Consider the following 19,970-nt stretch of genomic DNA (forward strand, 5'->3'; position numbering starts at 1 on the left):
GCTTAATGCGTCGGATAGCGCACAATTGAATGACAAAGATTTCGCCGTGTCCAGCCCGACCGCAAATCGTCTGATCAACAGATTACTTCCTTTTTCAATCAGTAGTGGGCATTGTCCCGACAGACGGGGGAGGACCGCGTGGGGCTGAGGTTCCGACAGTCGTTTCAGCTATTTCCAGGCGTTCGACTCAATCTGAGCGGCGGCGGTGTCAGTGCAACGTTCGGCGTCCCGGGCGCTTCCCTTAACGTCGGTCCGCGCGGGACTCGCAGCACGGTCGGGGTCCCAGGCAGCGGACTTTCCTATTCCTCAAGCCTTACGCCCGGCGCGACGCCGTCGCCGTCCCCTCGCCCCGGCTCCGCACCACCCTCCAATCCATCCGTTGGATATTGGCAGTCGCAGCAGATGCGCGAGATCAACAGCGCAGCGGTCGAGAATCTCACCAGCCACGGGCTTCTCGAGGTCCGTGACCTGATCGCTCAAGCACGGATCCAGCGCGCGGAGATCGCCGCCGATCTCGCAGAGGCACAGGGCGTGCACAGCCGCGACGCGGCCGAGCTTGACCGCCGCAGCCGGAGCCTGTTCCGCGTCTTCTACAAGCGCCGCATCGCAGAGCTTGAGATATCCGTCCCGGAGGCTGAGCAGGAGATCCAGCGGCTCACCGAATGGCAGCAGTCGACCCATGTGGACGTCAGATTCGAAACCTCCGACGCTGCGCAGAAAGCCTACGGCGCGCTCGTGCGCCAGTTCGAGATCCTTCGGGGCTGCGCCCGCATCTGGGACATCACCTCGGACCGCATCGGCAACCGCGTGGTCGAACGGTCCTACGCCTCGCGGTCGATCACGCGCACGCCGGTGACGCTCGAATTCTCGACTTCGGATCTCGTCCGGTTCGAAGGACGGGCGATGCGATTCCAGAACGTCAACGGCGAGGACATCCTGATCTTTCCTGGCGTGGCACTGATGCCGCGAGAGGACGGTGCGTTCGCGCTGATCGACCTCAGGGAGATCGATCTTGCTTTCGCCGCTGCGCAGTTCGTCGAGGACGAGGCCGTTCCCAGAGACAGCCAGGTCGTCGGCTACACCTGGGCCAAGGTGAACAAGAACGGCTCGCCCGACCTGCGCTTCCGCGACAACTACCAGATTCCGCTGTGCCTCTACGGCCGGATGGTCTTCACGACGCCCGGCGGCGTCGAAGAGGAGTATCAGTTTTCGAATGCGGCGGCGGCCGGTGAGTTCGCGCGGGCGTTCGACGCCTATCGATCCGCGTTGGCTTCGTCCTGATGGCGATCAGACCGAGATCGGGCCAACTTCGCCTGCCCTACACGAACGAGGCGTTCCCGCCCGGCGTCCTCGCGAACGGCAGCAGCGAACTGTCTGTGACATGGGGCGAGATCCTCTGGGCCGCTCTGACCATCGGACGCCCGTCGGTGCACCATGTCTTCGCGCATGGGGCTGCCTCCTTGCACGAGGCGGTGTTCCGCCTGTCGCTGGTCGGCATGGCGCTCGAGCAATATGGTCCCACCGCCACGCGCTTGCGCCGGACAAGTGCTTACAAGAACCTCGATCCGACCGAGAAAGGCGCGATCAGCTATTTCCTTGGCATGACCTTCTGCAAACTATTCTCCAGCCGCCTGCTTTCGACTCCCTGGCTTCTGCATCTTGACGTGTTCAAGTCGACGATCCCGACCTCGGTTCTTGGCCGATCGCGGCCCGATCTCTTCGGTCAGCAGACAAGTTCCGGTGACTGGCTCTCGTTCGAGACCAAGGGGCGCGCGAGCAAACCGTCCGCCCCCGACAGGACGAAGGCCAAGACACAGGCAACCCGTCTCGTGTCGGTAAACGGCAGTCCATGCACTCTGCATATCGGCTCGTTCGCTTTCTTCGCGAACGACGCGCTGCATTTCCACTGGATCGATCCGCCTTCCGACCCCAAAAAGCCGATCGAGGTTCCGGAGATCGGCGATGCGTGGCGCTTCTACTATGGCCCCGTCCGAGCGCTCTGGGACGCGTTCGGGCGCGGGGCAGAAGCGCGGGATCAAGCCGGCCTCGGGTTTGCGCTGCCGTTTCTCGATCTGACCATTAAGGTCCACCCGCTGCTGGCTAGGTTCTTCGTCGATGAGGATTGGGCAGGAGCGCATCGCGCCATGTTCGAGCTCGGGGAACAACTGAAGGAGGAGGGATTTCAGCTGGACGGTCTCAAGGTAGAAAGTGGTCCGAGTTGGAATGCTCGCAGGGTTTTAACACTGGCTGAGTAGGCTCTCGCACCGGTCCAAACCAAATCATCTTCAAACGCGATTTGAATGAAGGTGGCGTTGAGTGAGCTGCACCCGGTTTCGTGGACACCAGGTTAGGCTACACTAGCCTGCTTCTCGAAGTCCATCGGGCTGAGATACCCCAAGGTCGAGTGCCTGCGTGTCGGATTGTAGAAGCGCTCGATATAATCGAACACGTCTTCCCTCGCCTGATTGCGCGTGCGGTATGTTTTCCGCGCGATCCGTTCGGTCTTGAGCGAGGAGAAGAAGCTCTCCATCGCAGCGTTGTCCCAGACGTTACCGGACCGGCTCATCGAACAGGTGACGCCGTTGTCGGCCATCAGCCGCTGGAACTGCTCGCTGGTATATTGGCTGCCCTGGTCGGAGTGATGCAGGAGGGCATCCGGCTTACCGCGCCGCCAGATCGCCATGATCAGCGCGTCGGTGACGAGCTGCGCCGTCATCGTGTCGCTCATCGACCAACCAACGACGCGGCGTGAGAACAGGTCGATAACGGCTGCGACATAGAGCCAGCCTTGGGCAGTCCAGATATAGGTGAAGTCCGCCACCCACTTCTGGTTCGGCTCGTCGGCGGTGAACTGACGATCGAGCACATTGCCGGCGATCACCGATCGCTGGCCTTCGTCCTTGGGCAGCCCGCGACGCCGGGGGCGAGCCTTGAGGCCCTGCGCCCGCATCAGCCGTTCGACGCGGTGCAGCCCGCATGACAGGCCTTCGGCCAGAAGATCGTGCCAGACACGGCGCGCGCCATAGGTGCGATAGCTGGAGATGAAGCTCGCACGGACCCGCGCGCCGACATCTTCATCGCTGCGCGAACGCGCGCTCGGCGCACGCACCAGCCAGGCGTGGAAGCCACTGCGCGAGACCCCGAGCGCCTCGCATATCCACGATACCGGCCAGATCCCCCGGTGCTTCGCGATGAAGGCGAACCTCATATCGAGTCCTTCGCGAAGTAGGCCGCCGCTTTTTTTAGGATGTCGCGCTCCGCCTTCATCCGGGCCAGCTCGCGGCGCAGCCGCTCAATCTCCTGCTGCTCTGGCCTCAGGTTGCCTTGGCCGGGAAAGGCCGATCCAGGATCGCCCTCCGCTTCGCGGATCCACTTGCGCAGCACGTTGGCGTGCACGTCGAGATCGCGCGCCGCCTGCGCTGCCGAAACGCCCCGCTCCAATACCAGCTTCACCGCCTCAAGCTTGAACTCCCGGCTGAACTTCCGTCGTTGCATCGTCACCCTCCGGTTCCCAAAACACCTTATCTCGGTGTCCACGAAACCGGGTGCAGCTCAGAGTACTCGCTATCGATCGGCGAATGACCTCGACTATGACGTATGCCAGTTCGCAGGGCTGGCCGTTGTGAATGGCCGGTTCTGGAGTGGCCCGACGTTCCCACTACCGCATACAGACGACGCGTGTTGGTCGGAAGCCGGCACCTGCCGGGTCCGAACGGGAACGGCGGCTTTCTTGGATCGGCCGCCCAGAACCGGACCGCCTCTTCACGGCCCATCCGCCGTCATCGTCGGCCCTGTATTGGCTGACCAAGAATGACCAGTTTCAGCGAAACCGGTCATCCCTACGCACGGTGGCGATCGGCGGCTCTTTCATTTCATTTTGGGGGGCTTGCTAGATTTGCTGGGTTTGAGGGACGGTGTGTTACCTGGTGTGGTTTTGTTGTCACGGCGACGCTGATCGGGTTTCCCTGTTGATTTTGCTATCGGCTTGGGTCCTGGCTTAAGTGCCATGGGCGCTCTCCTTTTCTTTTCAAAACCAATCCTGCGCGCAACTTTTGCCTATTCTTTAGGGCGGGGCGCTATTGCGTAACAATCCGCACGAGTTAAGAATGAAGTCAAGGCTGAATGCCTTTCCCAGCCGGCTAACAATCACTGCTTCAGCCAAGCTTGAAGCTCGCGAAGATCGGTAGCCAGTTGGCGGCCTTCGTCGGGGCCACCTTTATAAATGACCCCATTTTGCGGAGCGCTGGTCAGCGACCCGCGACCTTGAGCGGTCGTGTTAGCTGATGGCTGCTTCCTAAGTTTCAGGTTAGGGAGCCCACAACCCTATGCGGCCCACTAAGAGCCGTTCAGGCGGCGGACTTCGCGGTGTCCGCTCTTTGGGGGTCGTGGCCTAAAACGGTGAGTCCGCAAACGGCCCAAAAGTCGCTGGGCGGGTTCCGCAGAAGCGGCCGGTCAGCAAAGCGCCCTAATATCGGTCAGTCGTGCAGCCGAAAACAAATCCCGAAAATGGTCGTTTGTTCAGCGAACGTCGATCTACGAAGATGGTGGATTGCCGACGGCTATGGGACGCATCGACTCCCATGGCTGGATCGGATCGGCTTGCCTCGGCGACGCGGTGAGGGTCGGGTGATCGAACATAGCGGTCATATATGAACAGGAGCTCCAAGGCGACGACAGACCGGCGCACCGGTCAAACAAATGAGCCATGCCTCGACCGACCAATATTCGAAGATTGGCTAGCATCGATACGCTATGCTTAAGCATGCGATGACTGTACCAACGCTTTGGACGCGCATTATTACGGGAAAAGCCCCAATGTTCTTATTCGACAACGAGACCAAGGTCGATCTGCTCAATAATGAACCGATCGCCTCCTCGATCGTCGCCTTGCTCCGGGACAATCCGGCGAAGCCTATCACGGTCGGCGTCCATGGCGACTGGGGCGCGGGGAAATCCAGCATCCTCGAACTCGTCGAGGCGCAGATCGAAGCGCAGGAGGACACGCTCTGCCTGAAGTTCAATGGCTGGCGGTTCCAAGGGTTCGAAGACGCGAAGATCGCGCTGATCGAAGGGATCGTTACGGGGCTGGTCGAAAAACGGCCGGCGCTGACCAAGGCAGGGGATACGGTCAAGGACATCTTCAACCGGATCGACTGGCTCAAAGTGGCCCGGCACGCCGGCGGCCTCGCCCTGACCGCAACGACCGGCATTCCGTCCCCGGACATGGTGGAAGCGCTACTCGGCAAGCTGAAGGGGATGGTCGCTGATCCCGCGAAGCTCGCAACCAAAGAGAATCTCGACGGTGCTATCGAAGGCGCGAAAGGCCTGCTCAAGCCGTCCTCGAAAAAGGTGCCGCAGGAGATCGAAGCGTTCCGCAAGGCGTTCGACGAGCTGCTGGAAAAGGCCGGTGTTAAGCAACTCGTGGTCCTGATCGACGATCTCGACCGGTGCCTGCCCGACACCGCGATCGAGACGCTCGAGGCGGTGCGGCTGTTCGTGTTCACCAACAACACCGCCTTCGTCGTCGCGGCGGACGAGGCGATGATCGAATATTCGGTGCGCAAGCACTTCCCGGACCTGCCGGACACGACGGGTCCCCGCGATTATGCACGCAATTATCTCGAGAAGCTCATCCAAGTCCCGTTCCGGATCCCGGCGCTGGGCGATGTCGAGACACGTTCCTACGTGACGCTGCTGCTGGTCGGCGCCGAATTGGGCGAAGATCATGAAGGGTTCAAGACACTCATCGCCGAGGCGCGCCTGGCGCTCCAAGAACCGTGGAAGAGCGCTGGCGTGGACGCCGCGATGCTGCGCGACGCCCTGGGAGATTTGGGCGACAACGCGGCCGCCGTGAACGCCGCGCTGACCCTGAGCGACCAGATTGCACCGCTCCTCGCGCGCGGCACATTCGGCAACCCCCGGCAAATCAAGCGCTTCCTCAACGCCCTGCTCTTGCGCGAGCATACCGCCAGGGCTCGCCGTTTCGGTGATGACTTCAAGCGGACCGTGCTCGCCAAGCTGATGCTTGCGGAGCGCTTTATCCCGCGCCTCTTCGATCGCATCGCCGGCGACGCCGCGCGGCATGACCAAGGCCGCTCGGAGCGCCTCGGCAGGCTCGAGGCCGAGCTCGACGCGCCGCCGGAGAATGCGGAAGCCAGTGCCGACGGTGCGGACAGCGCGAAGCGCAAGGCGATCAAACCGGCCGCCGCCGCCGATCAAATCCTCGACGAATGGCGCGCCGACGAACGCGTCACCGCTTGGGCAAAGCTGGAGCCGCGGCTCGCCGGTGTCGATCTTAGGCCCTACCTGTTCATCGCCCGCGACCGGAAGGACTTCTTCGGCGCCTCTTCCACGCTCGGTCACCTCGAAGGCGTCGTCGACACTCTGATGCTGCCCAAGCTGGCGCTTGGCGCCCATGGCGCCATGCTTGGCCAGCTCGCGCCGGCCGAAGCCGGGAGGGTGTTCGAGGGCGTGCGGTCGAGGATCATCACCCACGACGATTTTCGGCGTCCGCCGCCGGGCGTGGACGGGGCGATCGCGCTCGTGGTCGCGCACCCGTTGCTGCAGCCCAACCTCCTCGACCTCATCGAGCAGCTCCCGGCCGACCGCTGCGGGGCTTGGGCTACGACAGGCTGGAATGCCGCGCTGACCGCCCAGGAATCCAAGGCGCGGCTTGCGGTTATCCTCAAAGGCTGGGCGCAGCAGGACGGCAACCGGGCGCTCAAGATGGCGGCGGGCGTCGCGGTCGGGGGCAGGGGCAAGGGAGGGAAGCGCTGATGGGAACTTCAACACCGTTCCGAGGGGCGAGCCCCGGATCGCCGCTGGTGCCGGATTTCGTCGACGACGATCCGGGCGGTCCCGCCCCGGCGCCGCAGGACGGCGACGGCGACGGTGAACCTCCGCCCGCGGTCCCGCCGGCGCCGCCTCCCCGGCCCGTTCCGCTGCCGCCCCCGGTGCCGGACCGGTTCCGCAGCGCGCGCGCCAATTTCTCGCGCTTCGCGAGCTCGGGCGGGGACGACCGTCGGGCGCTCGGCCGCGCCGTTTCCCAATATGTTTCGCAGGCGGCGGGCGGATCGGGCAATGCCGCGCGGCGGATGGGCTCCTCGCGCGGTGCTGCCGCGCGCATCGCCAGCTTCCTGGGCGACGTCGCGACGCGCGGCCTCCAGACCGCGTTGGCGAACTTCAACCTCGCGGGACTGGCCGGACGTCCGGCCACGGAGATTCTCTCGGCGCTCGTCGAGCATATCTGTCCCGAAGGAGGGTCGATCGACGAGGGAATCGCCCGCGACGCGTTCCTCGAGACCGTCGTCGATCTCGCCGACGCCGGCGTAACTGACATGGCGAACCTCACGTCCGAGCAGATGCAGACCGTCCTCGAACTCTACGTCGCCCATACGATCGAGGACCGCATCTACAACGACATCGGCGTGCGCGGCGTCGAGCTCCCAGCGGACGTGCGCGCGGCCGAGCAGGTCCGCGACCAGCTGCACGATTTCATCCGGGGCGGCGTCGTCGATGCATTTTCCGAGGCGGCGATCGATTTCACCGCGATCGACCCCGCGACGATCGCGCAGACCATCGAGCAGGTCTATCAATCCTCGTTCGACATCCTCGAGGCGCTCGGCGAACAGGAGGCAGGCGAATGAGCCGACATCTGATCATCGGTCGGCTCGGGCCGGGCGACCGCACCCGAATCCCCAAGGCGACGGACGAGGCCGCGACCGAACTCCGGTTCGGGCCTGCCGACGGGATGAATTTCGGGATCGGCAACGCGCTGGCCGACATGCGCGCGCTAGGGCTCCAGCCCGGCGAGGTCGCGGCCGACCTGTTGATCCTCGCCGCGCATGTCCACGCGGCGGATACCCGCATCTCGCGAGACAGCGAGGCGCAGGACGGCTGGACCCGGGAGATCCGCCTCGTCGTGCCGGTGAGTGATCCCGCCCTGTGGGACGCGAGCCGGGTCACCCTCAAGCGCGCGCTTGACTTCTTGACCGGTGACCGCTGGCAGATCGGGTTCAGGGCAAGGCCGCGCACCCATCGCACCCTCGTCGTCCCGCCCGAACCGCGGCTCGAGGACCTGCCCTATGATGGCGTCAGCCTGTTCTCGGGCGGGCTCGACAGCCTGATCGGAGCGATCGACCGGGTCTCGGCTGGACATACGCAACTCTTCGTCAGCCATGCCGGCGAGGGCGCGGTCAGCGCCTCGCAGGAGGGGTGCTTCGGCGGGCTACGCCGTGCATTCCCCAGGAACAACCTCGAGCGCATTCGGGTCTGGATGGCGTTCGAGAACGGACTGGTCGAGGATGTGGCGTCGGAGTCGACCACGCGCGGACGATCGTTCCTGTTCTTCGCGATCGCCGCCGCGGCCGGGTCCGGGCTGGGAAAGCCGTTCGACCTGCAGGTGCCCGAGAACGGCCTGATCGCACTCAACGTACCGCTCGACACATTGCGGCTCGGCGCGCCGAGCACTCGCACCACGCATCCCTTCCATCTCGCGCGGTGGAACGATCTGCTCGCCGACCTCGGGATCGCCGGCCGGTTGGTCAACCCCTATTGGGACAAGACCAAGGGCGAGATGGTCGACGGGTGCGCCGACCAGGCCGTGCTGCAGGCGCTCACGCCCCATTCGCTGTCCTGCTCGTCGCCCGCCAAGGCGCGGTGGCTCGGGCTGCCGCAGGGCCATTGCGGCCATTGCCTGCCGTGCCTGATCCGGCGTGCATCGCTGCTCGGCAAGGACCCGACGCCCTATATTCTCGATAATCTTTCGGCGACAACCCTCGACACGAAGAAGGCCGAGGGCATACAGGTCCGATCGTTCCAGCTCGCGATCGCGCGGCTGCGGCGCGACCCCGGTCTCGCCAAGCTGCTCGTCCACAAACCCGGAAGCCTAGCCGACGTGCCTGCCGATATCGACGAACTCGCGGAGGTCTACCGCCGCGGACTCGAGGAAGTGGGACGGCTGCTCCGGGGCGTGCGCGCGGCGCCCGCATGAACCAGGCCGACGCGATCGAGCGCTCGGCGCTGGTCGACTTCCACTGCCACCTCGACCTCTATCCGGACCTTCAGGTCGCGATCGACCAGTGCGAGAAGGACGCGGTCTACACGCTCGCTGTGACTACTACGCCCAAGGCATGGCGTCGCAATCACGAGCTGGCGTCCCGCACCAAATATGTTCGGGCGGCGCTCGGGCTCCATCCGCAGCTCGTCGCCGAGCGGGCGGCCGAGCTTGCCCTATGGCACGAGCTGGTGCCGACGACGCGCTATGTCGGCGAGGTGGGGCTGGATTCGGGGCCGAGCCACTTCCGCTCGCTCGCGCTGCAAAAGCAGGTCTTCGAGGCGATCCTCGGGCGATGCGCGGCGCTCGGCGACCGCATCCTCACGGTACACAGCGTCCGCTCGGTGAAGCCCGTACTCGACATGATCGAGGCCCGGCTGCCGCGCACGCGTGGGCGCGTCGTGTTGCACTGGTTCACCGGCTCGGCTTCCGAGCTGCGGCGCGCGCTGGAGCTCGGCTGCTTCTTCTCGGTCAACGCAGCCATGCTCGACGGCGGGCGGCGAGAAGCGTGCGTCGCCGCAATCCCCTCCGATCGCATCCTCACCGAGACCGACGGTCCGTTCACCCAGACGATGGGACGACCGTCGAGGCCGAGCGACGTGTCGGCGACCGTGATCAAACTGGCCGGCATGCGCGGTGTCGAGCCCGCCGCGATGGCGAGGCAGATCACCGCGAACCTGAAGCATCTGATCGCCAGCTGAAGTGCCATGCGACACGCAGTGGCGCAATCGGTTCGAATGCCCCAGGTCTCGATCGAGTGGTTGGCTGGAGCTCAGCGGTACAGCCCCAAGCGCAACATCCGGTCCACTATCGCAAGGATGCGTGCTGGTCGGCCGGCTGCATCATCATTGGCAACAGAGTTGCGCAATGCCCGGCCAACGGACCATGTGTATTTCGCGACAGCCGGTTTTCCACTGTGCGTGCCTTGCGCAATTATGTCGAGGCCACGGGGACCAGCTCGGCGACGCCGGTAGGCGTCCGAATCGGCATCGCATGCGCCTGCGGGCACCAGCGGAAGACCCGGGGCGATCAAGGCACCTCATGAGTTCGGTCGGACGGCAGCTTTCACTGATACTGGTCCGGAAGATAAAGTCCGCTGCCGGCCCACGAACAGTCATAAGAACCGCCGGAACGCTGACCACGGCGACGAAAAGTTATTCCCTTGTGAGTCGTCACTTAGAGGCCCGTCCGCACCGGGTTCGAGTCCGAATCGGAGCTAAAATTCTTGGGGGCCTCGGCGGGGGCTTCTCGGAAAATCACAACAATATTATGACGTTATTTCATAATCATAGGGCACGACCAAGAGTCCTGTAAGCGCACCACCACCCCAGCCATCAGACAAGCTCGGCGTGCCGCAAGCGCGACAGAGTAGGGATAGCGCAAATCAAGTGCCCGGTACGCGAACCGCCTGACCGAACGCGGGAGTCTGCATGCAGGGCGGAAAATGCGGCCCCAAGAGCGCATCTCAGGCTTGCAAGGCGCGTTCGCCCGCACCAATCAGCCCGAATGCGGATTGCTCTCTTCGAACCGGAAATTGCTGGAAATGTCGGCGCCGTTCTGCGGCTCGGCGCCTGTTTCGGGGCAGCTGTGGACCTTATCGAGCCGATGGGGTTCGAATGGGATGACCGACGAGTTCGCCGGACCGCGATGGACTATATCGATCATGTCGCCATTGCCCGTCATGCCGGCTTCGACGCGTTCAAGACCAGCATCGGCTCGCAACGACTGGTGCTGTTCACCACGAAGAGCGATCAATCGGCCTATGATTTCAATTTCATGCCCGACGATGTGCTGCTCTTCGGCAAGGAAAGCGCAGGCATTCCTACTGCCGTAGCCGATACCTGCGATGCCCGGGTGCGCATCCCGATGCGGCCGCAGGTACGATCGATGAACCTTGCCACGTCAGCGGCGCTCGCACTGGGCGAAGCCTTGCGCCAGACGGCGAGCCTGCCGGGCTGACCAGCTCCCGACGCCCCCGGCCTTCCTCCGTGCAGTATCTCCACCGCCGCGGCAAATCAGGTCAGGGTGCCGTGCGCGGGCTCGCCGCAGCGGCACCTGTGTCCAGCGCCTTCGGTCGCGCTTCCAACTCCAGCCAGTCCGTCGGCGGCAAGCCATAGAGCATGTCGAAGAACTCGAGTTGCAACCGTGCCGCCTTGGACTGGTTGCTGTTCCACAGCATCACGATCCCGCTCTTGTCCGCCGGGTCGAACAGGATGAGCGAGCCATAGCCGTCCACCGATCCGCGGTGTCCGACCAGCGCACGCCCGGCATAGCTGAAGCTGCGCCAGCCCAGCCCATAGGCAGCGTCCGTCAAGGCGCGGTCCATCGGCCCACGCCTGCCGTGCGGCGGAGTCGGCACTCTGGCGCGGTGCAGGGTATCGAGCGTTTCGCGCGACAGCACGCGCGGCGTATCGCCCATCTGCGCGCGCATCCACAGGACGAGGTCGCGGATCGACGAGTTGACGCCGCCCGCGGCAGGCACGCGATAATAGCTGTCGTTGACGGTCGTAGGCACCTTGTCCCGACGGTGCGGCCGCGCCCAGCTGGCCGCTTGTTCCAGCCCTGCGCGTCCGACGCTCGCATTCTTCATGCCCAGCGGCGCGAACAGCCGAGCCCGCGCAGCGCTTGCATAGTCCCGGCCCGCCAGGCGCTGCACGATCTCGCTTGCGGCATCGAAGGCAATGTTCTGATACGAATAGCAGGTCGCCGGCACGCAATATGCCGGCAGCGTGCCGAGCGTGGCACGCAGCATCTTCGGGTCCTCCCCCGCCTCCAGCCGCTCGTCCCACGCGTTGCGAACCAGGCCCAGGCGATGCGACAGCACATCGGCGACCGTGACGCGCGCGGCGTCGCCCGGGAGCGTCAGGGTCGTGCCCATCGAGGCCAGCGGTGCGTCGAGCGACAGCCTTCCCTCCTCGGCGAGCCCCACAACCAATGCAGATGCCACGCCCTTGGAAAGCGATGCCCAGCGGAACACCGTGTCGGGGGTGACGGGATCGCCTGAGTTCACGCGCGTTTCGCCATAGCCCCGCAGCAGGCGAATCTGTCCGCGCTCGATCACGCCGACTGCCAGGCCGACGATGTTCGGCTCGTGCATCAGTCCGGCGATCCGCGCTTCCAGCCGGCGATAATCGACCTTCGACGGCATGTCGGCCGAAACCGCATCGGCCGATGCGTCGCCGGCTATGCTTGTCGGCTGCGCGTCCGGCGATATCGGACTCGAGCGGGTGAGCGCGAAGGTTGCGGCGGCACCCCCGACGAGGATCAGCCCCATGATAGCCGCCAGCAACCTGCCCAGCCCCGCTTTTCCGACTTTTCCAGCATCGCTCCGCGAGTAGAGCATCAACCTTCGTCTCCCCCTGCCCGCTCGAGCGCGCGTGCCGCCGACGCGCGGCTAGGCGCCGGTCATCACGCCGCGATACACCGGATCCTCCAGGGCACGTCCAGCCCCGTTTGCCACGCACATCAATGCATTTTCCGCGACGATAACCGGCAAGCCGGTCGCCTTCGAGAGCACTTCGTCCAGATGCGTGAGCAAGCTGCCGCCACCGGTCATCACGATCCCCTGATCATAGATGTCCGACGCCAGCTCGGGTTCCGCCTTTTCCAGCGCGGAAAGCGTCGCGTCCACGATCTGCGCCGTGAGGTCGGCGAGGGACTGGGCAATTTCCCCCTGGCTGACTTCGACCTCCGCAGGCATCCCCTTCACCAGATCGCGCCCCCGGACTTTCGTCACGACGCCAACGCCGTCGGCAGGCACTTGTGCGGTGCCGATTTCGACCTTTATCCGTTCGGCCGTGGCTTCGCCCACCATCAAATTGTGCTTGCGGCGAATGCCCGAGGCGATCGCTTCGTCCATTCGATCGCCCCCGACCCGGACGGATGCGCTGTACGCCAGCCCTCGCAAGGAGAGGATGGCGACCTCGGTCGTTCCTCCGCCGATGTCCACTACCATGGCGCCCAGCGGCTCGGTGACGGGCAAGCCGGCGCCGATCGCGGCAGCCATCGATTCTTCGATCAGACACACTTTGCGCGCGCCCGCATTCGTCGCAGCCTGCTGAATCGCACGACGCTCCACCTGCGTAGCGCTGCTGGGTATGCTGACGACGATCTCCGGCCCGCCGGCGAGCCGACTACGTCCGCCGCGCGCCTTGTCGATGAAGTATTTGATCATCTGTTCGGCGACTTCGATGTCCGCGATCACGCCATCGCGCATCGGACGGATCGTCCGGACATTGTCGGGCGTCTTGCCGAGCATCAGTTTCGCCTCGGCGCCCACCGCACGCACGCGCGAGATGCCGTTGATCGTCTCCATCGCCACGACCGACGGTTCGCTGAGCACGATCCCCCGATCCCGGAGATAGACCACCGTGTTCACGGTGCCGAGGTCTATGGCAAGGTCGTAGGAAGTGCCACGAAACAGGCGAGGAAACCGCATCGAACTCAATCTGTTGGCGTCGTCACCGGCTCCTCGCGGAGCAGGTGCCACGGGGCGCGTAAAGACGCCCGGTGGGCCCAAGGCGAGGTCTCGTCAATCGGTTAGCGGCTGCCCGAGCGGCATGGGCGCCCGTTCGATCGGCATTGTCCCATTCAACATTCCAAGGATGCGTCGCCTACCGCTCAGGCAGACCTCGCCCCTAGGCCATCCATAAGTTCCCCGGCGCAGTCCGCATTGATAGTCGAAGCAGCTTGCGCCATAGCGGGGTGCTATCGTCGCTTGCGACGGAACTTGATGCTTCCGGGCAGATTCTTCCTTTTCTCGCTTCTGGCTCCGCACGCGCATGCGTTCGGACATTCCATGTTCCGTGAAAGGAATTCATCATGCCGATCGGCAAAGTCAAATTCTTCAATATCGACAAGGGCTATGGGTTCATTGCGCCCGAGGACGGCGGAAATGACAGCTTCGTTCATATCAGCGCCGTCGAGCGCGCCGGAATGACGACGCTACAGACCGATCAGCGCGTGTCGTACGACATCGAGAACGACCAGCGCGGCAAAGCCTCCGCCGTGAATCTCCAGAGCGTCTGAACCATTTGCCGCGGGGCGGATCGATACGATCCGCCCCGCAGTCGGCGACAGTCCTGCGAGAATGATCCTCGCGATGATGGCGGGCGATGGCATTCCCCTTTTACGCCGCGGCCCCGTTTAACGCGTCGCCCGGCAACCAGGCCGATGCGGGCGGAGTGCCTGTTGGAAAATACATGCTTGGGGTCGCCACGCGGAGCATGCCATCTTCGCCTGCGCCGCCGGATACGAATGGGGATGACTGGCTGGCGAGCCGGATTCTCTGCGCGCGATCCAATCAGAGAGCTGCCGAAAGAGGCGGTCGCGACCGGCAAGACGACTGAGTGCCCCAGCGACCAGCCGGTCCCCGTCCGCTACTATTTTCCCGAAGCGCTAAAGGCATCGACTCGGCGAACGCGCGCTGACCGGGTGGGACCAGCACGCACTATCGCAGCGAAGCAGTCACCACCCCCGGCGCCTTGGGCGCATCGAGCAGACGTCCGCCCACCACACGCGCCACGCCCGAAAACACCGGGTCGCCGACGCGCAGGCTCTCGAGGTCGAAGCGACTGTCGGGCCCAATGCCGGTGACTTCGACGTCGCTCCAGTCGAGCGGCGTGCCGAGTGCGATCACAGGCTTGTTGCGCGGGCGGACCAGCCAGGCGAACCCGCCATTGCGGGTGCGCAGCCGCGCGGTGCCGTCCGCCTCGACGCACAGTGCGCTTTGCTCGTCCACGCCGATCCCGATCACCGCGGCATCCGTCTGGCGCGCCGCGGCGAGGAAGGCGATCAGCCGCCCCAGCCGGTCGCGCGCATTGAAATGCGTGTCGGTTACGACATGGGCAAGGCGCGGCATGCTGAGGAAGCCGGTCACCAGCGTCACCCCCGGCCCGGCCGGATCGGCCAGCGCGCTCGGCGAATCGATGCTGCCGCCGTCCATCGCGCCGTACGCAGTGCCCCCCAGGATTGCGAGGCCGGCACTGGTCCCGGCGATCGGCCGCCCCTTGGCGACATGCGCGTCGAGCAGCCGGGCGACCGGGGTGTCCTTCCAGTAGCGAACATAATTAGCCTGATCGCCACCGGCGAGGAAGATCCCGTCGGCACGCGCCAGGACGTCGAGGACGCGCGGATCGCTCGCCGCGGCGCGGTCACTGAACACGATCGTCTGGACCGACAGCACCCCGCCGACGTCGCGGAATATCTCTTCGCCCGCATCGCCGGCACCCGACGCGCGCAACACGACGATATGGCCGTTGCCGGCACGCTCGGCGAACCAGCGGAACGCGCCCAGATCCCATTCGCCGCCGCCCATCAGCATCAGTGCCTGCGCCGTCGGCTTCGGCGTCTTCGCCGCGACGTCACCGACTTCGTAATAGGCATAGCCGACAGGCGCCTGCGCATGGCCGGGTAGCGCGAGTAGCAGGGCCAGGAACACCGCCAGCGGCCTCAACAGTGGCTTCATGGCCATAGCACCCTCCAAATCGTTGGAATTACCCGCACAACGCGCATTTTTATTATTCCATTTTGCAGCGCAGCGATATCAATATGTCAAATAGCAAAAGGGGGATCGTACATGCGTTACCGGAGGATCATCGCGTCGGCATTGGCGGGCACGGCCTTGTGCCTGTGGGGCGGCCCTGCCGCCGCGCAGACAGCCGGCGACGAAGCACTGATCGATTCCCCCACGCAGGACGAGCCCGCGGCCGAGGGCGACATCGTCGTGCTCGGATCGCGCATCCCGCGGGTCCAGGCCGAGGGCCCGGCGCCGGTCACGACGATCACCTCGGACGACATCCTGCGCAACGGCTATCAGAGCGTACCCGATGTGCTGCGCGCGATAACGCAGAATGGCGGGGAGACGCAGAGCCAGCAGAGCTTCTCTGGCGCCGACTTTACTCCCGGCGCGCAGCAGGTCGATCTGCGCGGGCTCGGACCGAACCACACGCTGGTGCTGGTCAATGGCCGCCGCATCGCCGATTTCCCGCTGCCCTATGGCGGCAACAGCAACTTTACCGACATCTCGAACATCCCGGTCGGGTTGATCGAGCAGGTCCAGGTACTGAGCGGCAGCGCCTCGGCAATCTACGGCTCCGACGCGATTTCGGGCGTGGTCAACTTCCAGCTCAAGTCCAAGCCGGACGGCACGCGGATCGATTACCGCGCCGGCTTTACCGAACATGGCGGCGGCAGCTCGCAGCGGCTGTCCCTGACCACCGGCTGGGAGACCGGTGGATTCCACGGCGTCGTCGGCATCGAGCTGATCGATCAGCGGCCGCTATGGGCGTACCAGCGGCGCCTCCAGGATTCGACGGCGGACAGCCCGACCACCGACTATCCGATCGCACGCCGCAACTTCCTGCGCACCGATGAGGATAATGACTACCTCGATCCCGGCGCGGCGGTCTGCGCGTCGCTCGCCGGACTCAATGGCGGCACCACCTATCACGCCCGCCGCCCGGAATATGGCTATGACATCGCCAACGACGAATATGTCGACGGCCGCTATTGCGGCAGCAACGAAGCGATCGGCTATGGGACGACGATCAGCGACCGCCGCGCCGCCAGCCTCTACGGCGCCATGGGCTATACCCTGAGCGACAAGGCCGAGCTCTTCATCGACGTTCAGGCAAGCTATTCGAAGCTCAAGCTGTTCCGCGACGTGCTCGACTGGTTCTACGTCGCGCCCGACGGCAATGAGGAAGGCACCTTCTTCAACCCGAACATGCCCGCCGACCTAACCTATAGCGGCGACCAGCTCGACAATTGGTATCGTATGTTCACGCCCGAAGAGATGGGCGGACTCGACAAGGGAATGACGCGCAACCGCTCGTTCACCTACAACATCACGCCGGGTATCCGCGGCAAGCTGGGCGGCGCCTGGAGCTACGAAGTCGCGTACAACCACGCCGAATACAGTTCGAAGATCGAATTTCCCCAAGTCGTGATCGACAAGGCCAACGCCTTCTTCCTCGGATCGCAGATCGGCGAGGAGAATGGCTACCCCGCCTTCAACGCCGACGTCGCCCGTCTCTACAAGCCGCTGACTCCGGCCGAGTATGCTTCGATCACCGCTCTATCGACCTATCGCCCGAAGACCTGGGTCAACAATGTCTCGGCGACGGTCAACACCACCAACCTGTTCCAGCTTCCCGCCGGACCGGTGGGCTTCGCCGCGGTCGCCGAAGTCGGCAACCAGGGTTATGAAATGAATCCCGATCCGCTCGCGCTGAGCCAATATTACGTCGGCCTGATCGATTCCGACGGGAAAGGCACCCGCCAGCATTGGGGCGCGGGCGGCGAGCTTCGCGTGCCGGCCTTCACCTTCCTCGAGCTGAGTGGGGCGGGGCGCTACGATCATTACAGCTTCGCCGGCAACGGTTTCGGCAAGTTCACCTACAATCTCGGCGCCGAGCTGCGCCCGATGAAGAGCCTGCTGATCCGCGGCGCCTATGGCACCGGCTTCCGTGCGCCTGACCTCCATTATGTGTTCAAGGGTCCCGGCAACACCCACACCGGCGGCACCGATTATTATCTCTGCCGCGCGGACGGCCAGGAGATCGGCGACTGCGACTTCGACGACATGGATTTCATCGCCCGCCACAACGGCAATCGCCGGCTGCGGCCCGAGACCTCGACCTCGATCAACGCCGGCATGTTCTTCCAGCCGACCCGCAATATCGACTTCTCGGCGGACTATTTCCGCGTGAAGATGAAGAACCAGGTGCTCAACATGAGCATCGACTCGGTGCTCCGTGACGAGGCCGACTGCCTGCTCGGCGTCACCGCCAGCGGCAGCGCAGTCAATCCCGCCTCGCCGACTTGCATCGATGCGCTCGCCCGCATCCAGCGCTATGACGGCGGTGCGCTCGATGGCGAGATTCAATCGGTCTCGATCAACCCGATCAACATCGCCGAAGAGACCACCGACGGCATCGACTTCGCCGCGCACCTCCGCGTGCCCACGGGCATCGGCCAGTTCTCGCTCGCGGCAAGCTACACCTATGTGCTCAACCACACGATCCGCCAGTATCCAGGCGATGCGCAGGTCGACAAGCTGGCGTTCGACAGCGGCTACTACATCCCGCGCGACAAGGCGACGGCGAGCCTGACCTGGGACCTGGGCCGCTTCTCCACCACGCTCAACGGCCAGCGGCTGAGCCGGCTGCCCAATTACGCCGAGGACGCCTATATCAAGGCGAGCTACCTGTTCAATCTGTCGGCCCAGTACGACCTCAACGATCGTCTTCGCCTCTCCGGCACGGTCAACAATTTGTTCGACCAGAACCCGATCAAGGACCGCACCTATAGCGGCTATCCCTATTACGACACGTCGTGGTTCGACGGAGTCGGGCGCAGCTTCTACCTCCAGCTGACCTACAAGATGGGAGGGGCGACGCTGTGATGCGCCGTCCCGGGATCGCCGCGGCGGCATTGGCCACGATGCTGCTCGCCGCGGCGGCCCCGGCACGCGCACCGGACGGCCTGTCGCGCGCCGAGAAGACGATCGAGAAGACCGTCGATGCGCGGTTCGAGCAATCGGTGGCGCTGCTCGGCCGGCTGGTCAACCAGAATAGCGGCAGCCTCAACCTCGCGGGCGTCACCGCGGTCGGCGCGATGATGCGCACCGAGCTGGAAGCGCTCGGCTTTGCAGTCACATGGAAGCCGATGGCCGAAGTCAATCGCGCCGGGCATCTGATCGCGGTTCGCCGCGGCAATCCCGGGCGCAAGCGCCTGCTACTGATCGGCCATCTCGACACGGTGTTCGAGCCGAGCTCGCCGTTCCAGAAGTTCGTCCGTAAGGGCAATTTCGCCGAGGGGCCCGGCGTCGGCGACGACAAGGGCGGCATGGTGGTGATCCTCGCGGCGCTCCATGCGATGAAGGCGGCGGGCACGCTCGACGGTGCCAATATCGAAATCGTGCTGACCGGCGACGAGGAGGATGCCGGCAGCCCGCTCACCATTTCGCGCGCCGACCTGATCGCCGCGGGCAAGCGCGCCGATGTCGCGCTCGATTTCGAGGGACTGGTCACGCAGGACGGCAAGGACATGGGATCGGTCGCGCGCCGCTCGGTCACCGACTGGACGCTGACCGCCACCGGCAAGACCGGACATTCCTCGGGCATCTTCACTGCCGAGCAGGGCGACGGCGCGGTCAACGAGCTCGTCCGCATCCTGGCCGCCTTCCGCAAGGAGCTCCCCGAGCCCAACCTCACCTTCAACGCCGGGGTGATCGCTGGCGGCGGCAGCGCCGCGATCGATCCCAGCGGCAGTGCCACAGCATTGGGCAAGTCCAACATCATTCCCGGCACCGCGATCGCATTGGGCGACTTCCGCACGCTCAGCGAGGACCAGACCCGCCGCGTCCGCGCCAAGATCGAGCGCATCGTCGCCGCGCACGCACCCGGCACCGACGCGAAGATCGTCTTCGGCGAAGGCTATCCGGCGATGGCGCCGACCGAGGGCAACAAGGCGCTGCTCGCGGCGCTCAACGCCGTCAATCGCGACCTCGGCCTGCCCGAAATGGCGACACTCGACCCGCTTCGCCGCGGCGCAGGCGACATCTCGTTCGTCGCATCGGACGTCGACAGCCTCGCGGGCCTGGGCACGCTCAGCACCGGCGATCATGCGCCCGGCGAGACGGTGGACCTGGACAGCATCCGCCGGCAGGCCAAGCGCGCGGCGATCCTGATGAGCCGCCTCGCCGCCCAACCCGCGCGCTAACGTAGGCCCGTCAGCGCCTCGCCGGCAACGTCAGGCGCGGCGATCCTATGCCGCAAGCATCGTGGTCCCGTGAGCCTCCCCGCTCCGCAGCCGGGAAGCGCGTCACGGGGCTGTTTCCGGTCGACCAGCACCAGCTTCGCGCGGCGAAATCGAGCGGCCGGCCGCACAATCGAATGCCGCCGCCGACCTT

General features: G+C 64.8%; 14 protein-coding genes and 1 pseudogene. 11 read left to right on the forward strand and 4 right to left on the reverse strand.

Features of this window, described 5'->3' with window-relative positions:
* Positions 1 to 138: 138 nt before the first annotated feature.
* From BXU08_RS20535 to BXU08_RS11410, 3 genes and pseudogenes are all read left to right on the forward strand, one after another.
* Positions 139 to 294: pseudogene (locus BXU08_RS20535) on the forward strand (DUF4236 domain-containing protein); the annotation flags it as partial.
* Between the two features lie 108 nt (positions 295 to 402).
* Complete coding sequence (locus BXU08_RS11405) at positions 403 to 1,281, forward strand: hypothetical protein (RefSeq protein ID WP_253190350.1); 879 nt, start codon at positions 403 to 405, stop codon at positions 1,279 to 1,281.
* Positions 1,281 to 2,255, forward strand: coding sequence for a hypothetical protein (locus tag BXU08_RS11410; RefSeq protein ID WP_077510167.1), 975 nt, complete (start codon positions 1,281 to 1,283; stop codon positions 2,253 to 2,255). The genes BXU08_RS11405 and BXU08_RS11410 overlap by 1 nt, the downstream gene beginning before the upstream one ends.
* A 92-nt stretch (positions 2,256 to 2,347) precedes the next feature.
* Here the strand turns inward: BXU08_RS11410 and BXU08_RS11415 are convergent.
* A protein-coding gene (locus tag BXU08_RS11415) for an IS3 family transposase (RefSeq protein ID WP_150125645.1) occupies positions 2,348 to 3,495 on the reverse strand; the annotation gives its coding sequence in 2 pieces (ribosomal slippage) (positions 2,348 to 3,234 and positions 3,234 to 3,495; 1,149 coding nt in all).
* A gap of 1,320 nt (positions 3,496 to 4,815) precedes the next feature.
* Here BXU08_RS11415 and qatA point away from each other — a divergent pair.
* The 5 genes from qatA to BXU08_RS11440 all read left to right on the forward strand — a co-directional run bounded on the left by qatA (position 4,816) and on the right by BXU08_RS11440 (position 11,014).
* Positions 4,816 to 6,777, forward strand: coding sequence for a Qat anti-phage system ATPase QatA (gene qatA, locus BXU08_RS11420; RefSeq protein WP_077510168.1), 1,962 nt, complete (start codon positions 4,816 to 4,818; stop codon positions 6,775 to 6,777).
* Entirely contained in the window at positions 6,777 to 7,646 is an 870-nt protein-coding gene (qatB, locus tag BXU08_RS11425; protein ID WP_077510169.1) for a Qat anti-phage system associated protein QatB, read from the forward strand. Before qatA ends, qatB begins: the two co-directional genes overlap by 1 nt.
* Positions 7,643 to 8,992 carry a Qat anti-phage system QueC-like protein QatC gene (qatC, locus tag BXU08_RS11430; RefSeq protein WP_077510170.1) on the forward strand — a complete coding sequence of 450 codons (1,350 nt, stop codon included), beginning with the start codon at positions 7,643 to 7,645 and terminating at the stop codon, positions 8,990 to 8,992. The genes qatB and qatC overlap by 4 nt, the downstream gene beginning before the upstream one ends.
* Entirely contained in the window at positions 8,989 to 9,756 is a 768-nt protein-coding gene (gene qatD / locus BXU08_RS11435) for a Qat anti-phage system TatD family nuclease QatD (RefSeq protein ID WP_077510171.1), read from the forward strand. The genes qatC and qatD overlap by 4 nt, the downstream gene beginning before the upstream one ends.
* Before the next feature lie 805 nt (positions 9,757 to 10,561).
* Positions 10,562 to 11,014 (forward strand): tRNA (cytidine(34)-2'-O)-methyltransferase, encoded by a 453-nt coding sequence (locus tag BXU08_RS11440; RefSeq protein WP_077510172.1) that lies wholly within the window; start codon positions 10,562 to 10,564, stop codon positions 11,012 to 11,014.
* A 61-nt stretch (positions 11,015 to 11,075) separates the two neighbouring features.
* Here BXU08_RS11440 and BXU08_RS11445 read toward each other — a convergent pair whose 3' ends face one another.
* Both BXU08_RS11445 and BXU08_RS11450 read right to left on the reverse strand, forming a co-directional pair.
* Positions 11,076 to 12,329: a serine hydrolase gene (locus BXU08_RS11445; protein WP_171982499.1), complete on the reverse strand. Its 1,254-nt coding sequence runs from the start codon at positions 12,327 to 12,329 to the stop codon at positions 11,076 to 11,078.
* Between the two features lie 120 nt (positions 12,330 to 12,449).
* On the reverse strand, positions 12,450 to 13,493 hold the full coding sequence (locus tag BXU08_RS11450) for a rod shape-determining protein (protein WP_077510174.1): 1,044 nt from the start codon (positions 13,491 to 13,493) through the stop codon (positions 12,450 to 12,452).
* Between the two features lie 383 nt (positions 13,494 to 13,876).
* Here BXU08_RS11450 and BXU08_RS11455 point away from each other — a divergent pair, with 383 nt between their 5' ends.
* Positions 13,877 to 14,083, forward strand: a complete 207-nt coding sequence (locus BXU08_RS11455; RefSeq protein ID WP_077510175.1) for a cold-shock protein — start codon at positions 13,877 to 13,879, stop codon at positions 14,081 to 14,083.
* A 421-nt stretch (positions 14,084 to 14,504) separates the two neighbouring features.
* On the opposite strand, the gene BXU08_RS11460 is transcribed toward BXU08_RS11455, so the two are convergent.
* The gene (locus BXU08_RS11460) at positions 14,505 to 15,527 is read right to left on the reverse strand and encodes a cyanophycinase (protein WP_150125516.1); all 1,023 of its coding nucleotides are present in this window, start codon (positions 15,525 to 15,527) and stop codon (positions 14,505 to 14,507) included.
* A gap of 105 nt (positions 15,528 to 15,632) precedes the next feature.
* Between BXU08_RS11460 and BXU08_RS11465 the strand changes: the two genes are divergently transcribed.
* A complete protein-coding gene (locus BXU08_RS11465) occupies positions 15,633 to 18,461 on the forward strand; it encodes a TonB-dependent siderophore receptor (protein WP_077510177.1) in 2,829 nt (942 codons plus the stop codon).
* A complete protein-coding gene (locus BXU08_RS11470; protein WP_077510178.1) occupies positions 18,461 to 19,780 on the forward strand; it encodes a M20/M25/M40 family metallo-hydrolase in 1,320 nt (439 codons plus the stop codon). Before BXU08_RS11465 ends, BXU08_RS11470 begins: the two co-directional genes overlap by 1 nt.
* The last annotated feature ends 190 nt before the right edge of the window (positions 19,781 to 19,970 follow it).

The sequence above is a fragment of the Sphingomonas sp. LM7 genome, from assembly GCF_002002925.1.
Lineage (GTDB): Bacteria > Pseudomonadota > Alphaproteobacteria > Sphingomonadales > Sphingomonadaceae > Sphingomonas.

Bases quoted from the DNA above. Each gene is read 5' to 3' on its own strand.
- BXU08_RS11445 (WP_171982499.1), bottom strand. From the start codon at position 12,329: ATGGGGCTGATCCTCGTCGGGGGTGCCGCCGCAACCTTCGCGCTCACC.
- BXU08_RS11465 (WP_077510177.1), top strand. From the start codon at position 15,633: ATGCGTTACCGGAGGATCATCGCGTCGGCATTGGCGGGCACGGCCTTG.
- qatB (WP_077510169.1), top strand. From the start codon at position 6,777: ATGGGAACTTCAACACCGTTCCGAGGGGCGAGCCCCGGATCGCCGCTG.
- qatA (WP_077510168.1), top strand. From the start codon at position 4,816: ATGTTCTTATTCGACAACGAGACCAAGGTCGATCTGCTCAATAATGAA.
- BXU08_RS11405 (WP_253190350.1), top strand. From the start codon at position 403: ATGCGCGAGATCAACAGCGCAGCGGTCGAGAATCTCACCAGCCACGGG.
- BXU08_RS11440 (WP_077510172.1), top strand. From the start codon at position 10,562: ATGCGGATTGCTCTCTTCGAACCGGAAATTGCTGGAAATGTCGGCGCC.
- BXU08_RS11460 (WP_150125516.1), bottom strand. From the start codon at position 15,527: ATGGCCATGAAGCCACTGTTGAGGCCGCTGGCGGTGTTCCTGGCCCTG.
- qatC (WP_077510170.1), top strand. From the start codon at position 7,643: ATGAGCCGACATCTGATCATCGGTCGGCTCGGGCCGGGCGACCGCACC.
- BXU08_RS11410 (WP_077510167.1), top strand. From the start codon at position 1,281: ATGGCGATCAGACCGAGATCGGGCCAACTTCGCCTGCCCTACACGAAC.
- BXU08_RS11470 (WP_077510178.1), top strand. From the start codon at position 18,461: ATGCGCCGTCCCGGGATCGCCGCGGCGGCATTGGCCACGATGCTGCTC.
- BXU08_RS11455 (WP_077510175.1), top strand. From the start codon at position 13,877: ATGCCGATCGGCAAAGTCAAATTCTTCAATATCGACAAGGGCTATGGG.
- BXU08_RS11450 (WP_077510174.1), bottom strand. From the start codon at position 13,493: ATGCGGTTTCCTCGCCTGTTTCGTGGCACTTCCTACGACCTTGCCATA.
- qatD (WP_077510171.1), top strand. From the start codon at position 8,989: ATGAACCAGGCCGACGCGATCGAGCGCTCGGCGCTGGTCGACTTCCAC.